Raw genomic sequence first — 2,311 nt, 5'->3', positions numbered from 1 at the left:
AAGTCACCACAGAACATCCCCACGCCCTGCATGCTGTCGCCCTCAATCCGCGCCAGGTACACGTGCGGCGCACGGACGTTACACGTCTCGTCCAGCGACAGGTGTTTTTCAATGTGATCAGCAGCCGGAGACGGGAACCCGGCCGGGATTTTGAATGAATACAGGGGGAGCTTGATGCCGCCCTCTATCAACGGGCCGAGGATTATGACATTCATGACGCGAGCCTTCGGTTAATTTACTGTATGAATATACAGTTAACGATTTCATCCGCGCGCGGTCAATCTCATGTGTAGGACATTTCGACGGGTGACATCATGTGCGGACGCTATTCGATCTACGAACCCATGGCCCATTACCTGAAGGAACTGGGATCAAAGCAGATCGTGATCAATGGCTACGACGAGTGGCCCCTTGAGCGCTACAACGTCGCGCCGAGCACTCGGGTGGAGATTATTCGGGGACTAGAAGAAGGTCTAAGCGTGGACAAGGTCCGCTGGGGATGGTCGCCGTTTTGGGCGAAAGGAAAAAGACCTGACCCGATCAATGCAAGAGTCGAGACGGTGACGACGGGGAAGTTTTTCAAGCAGCTCTGGCCAAATGGACGCGTGCTTGTGCCAGCGAATGGCTGGTTTGAGTGGGTCAAGGATCCGGATGATCCGAAGAAAAAGCAGCCCTACTTCATCAGACTGAAAAGCAAGGCCCCCATGTTTTATGGCGGACTGGCTCAGGTGACGCCCGGACTGGAGCCGAGCGATGAGGATGGGTTTGTGATCATTACCGCTGCCAGTGATCAAGGCATGGTCGATATTCACGACCGGCGACCGCTAGTGCTGACGCCGGAGCTCGCACAGGAATGGATGGACCCGAGCACGGGCGCACTAAGAGCAGAGGCAATCGCGAAGGAATGCTGTCGACCGGTAGAGGATTTCGAATGGTATCCGGTCGACAAAGCAGTTGGTAATGTCCGGAATCAGGGACCTGAGCTCATTGGCCCTGTCTGAAGAGCAAATCTCAGTGAACAGGATCTCTGGACAGAGGGGGAATGTTGCCGAGAATCACAATTAGCTCATACCAAGGATGCGAGCCATAAACCTTGGCAATGCAATCTGGTGAGTGTTGGAAGCGCTGGCTTGCCATGTCGATGGGCTGAGCAATCAAACACTGGCTGCAAACTACGAAGTCTCCCATCAGCGTCCAGCGTCCAGACCAGCCAATTTGTTGTTCGTTAAGGACGGCGCTACCACTGAGGTCTACACATCGCTCATAAATCGACAGCTTATTCATTTCACATACCCTGTGGTGATAGGGCGACATCCAGTCACCCGACCAATAAAGAGTAGGCTATTCCCGAATCTCAAGCTGCCGGATCATCTAGCTAATTCGCTATTTGGTTTTGAGATGCTATTCGGTTTATGCCTAAGTACTTCACCAGAACAAGAAGATGGTTTTGCTAATCTTCCTGCCCTGTGAAATCAGAAAAGCTCTCCTAAAGCAGATGGTGTCCAGTTCATGATCACCAGTTCACCTGACACCTCTGCACTACCTCGCCGCTGATTAGTCGTGGTGTATCGAATATCCAGCGTTTCAAAGTGGAAGCCATCAAACACCCGCCTTATGTCCGGATGATCATTGATGCTGACCATCACCTTGCCTTTGCAACGCAGCATGAAGTCGGCCATTTGCTCGTAGTTTTCGAGGGAGAAGTCGACGCCATAGCCGCTGGTTTGCCAGTAAGGCGGATCCATGTAATGGAAGGTGTGGGCACGGTCGTAGCGTTCAGCACATTCCAGCCAAGGCAAGTTTTCAACGTAGGTGCCGGACAACCTTTGCCAGGCTGCAGACAGGTTCTCTTCGATCCGGAGCAAATTGATTGCCGGGGCTGTCGTTGCCGTACCGAAAGTCTGACCCGAGACCTTGCCTGCAAAAGCATGATGCTGCAGGTAGAAGAATCGAGCGGCACGCTGGATATCAGTGAGCGTTTCCGGCCGGGTCATCTTCTGCCATTCAAAGACCTGGCGCGAACTGAGCGCCCATTTGAACTGGCGGACAAACTCTTCAAGGTGATTTTGGACAACACGATACAAGGTCACCAGGTCGCCGTTGATGTCGTTTAAGACCTCAACGGGAGCAGCTTGGGGACGCATGAAATAGAGGGCCGCACCTCCGGCGAACACTTCAACGTAGCATTCATGAGGCGGGAAAAGAGGAATGAGGCGGTCGGCCAGGCGACGTTTGCCGCCCATCCATGGAACTATAGGTGTGGACATTAATTGCAAACCTTTACTGTATGGATAAACAGTTGCTAGACTCC

4 protein-coding genes are annotated in these 2,311 nt (G+C 52.9%); 1 reads left to right on the top strand and 3 read right to left on the bottom strand.

The genetic code is table 11. The features are described from left to right. On the bottom strand, positions 1–215 hold a 215-nt coding region (locus AUC60_RS27830; RefSeq protein ID WP_274521388.1), incomplete at its 3' end, for a LexA family protein. 99 nt (positions 216–314) lie between these two features. On the opposite strand from AUC60_RS27830, the gene AUC60_RS06905 reads away from it, so the two are divergent. Next, positions 315–1,001 carry an SOS response-associated peptidase family protein gene (locus AUC60_RS06905; protein WP_087265349.1) on the top strand — a complete coding sequence of 229 codons (687 nt, stop codon included), beginning with the start codon at positions 315–317 and terminating at the stop codon, positions 999–1,001. Between the two features lie 10 nt (positions 1,002–1,011). On the opposite strand, the gene AUC60_RS27580 is transcribed toward AUC60_RS06905, so the two are convergent. Together AUC60_RS27580 and AUC60_RS06900 are read right to left on the bottom strand one after the other, a co-directional pair. After that, entirely contained in the window at positions 1,012–1,284 is a 273-nt protein-coding gene (locus AUC60_RS27580; RefSeq protein WP_144443238.1) for a hypothetical protein, read from the bottom strand. A gap of 188 nt (positions 1,285–1,472) precedes the next feature. Beyond that, positions 1,473–2,267, bottom strand: coding sequence for a DNA adenine methylase (locus AUC60_RS06900; RefSeq protein WP_087265348.1), 795 nt, complete (start codon positions 2,265–2,267; stop codon positions 1,473–1,475). Between the last annotated feature and the right edge of the window lie 44 nt (positions 2,268–2,311).

Origin of the sequence: Pseudomonas caspiana (assembly GCF_002158995.1) — a bacterium.
GTDB lineage: Bacteria > Pseudomonadota > Gammaproteobacteria > Pseudomonadales > Pseudomonadaceae > Aquipseudomonas > Aquipseudomonas caspiana.
This window is presented reverse-complemented; position numbering and strand designations above follow the sequence as displayed.

Excerpts from the sequence above, each read along its gene's own strand:
- AUC60_RS06905 (WP_087265349.1), top strand. The coding sequence starts at position 315 with ATGTGCGGACGCTATTCGATCTACGAACCCATGGCCCATTACCTGAAG.
- AUC60_RS27580 (WP_144443238.1), bottom strand. The coding sequence starts at position 1,284 with ATGAATAAGCTGTCGATTTATGAGCGATGTGTAGACCTCAGTGGTAGC.
- AUC60_RS06900 (WP_087265348.1), bottom strand. The coding sequence starts at position 2,267 with ATGTCCACACCTATAGTTCCATGGATGGGCGGCAAACGTCGCCTGGCC.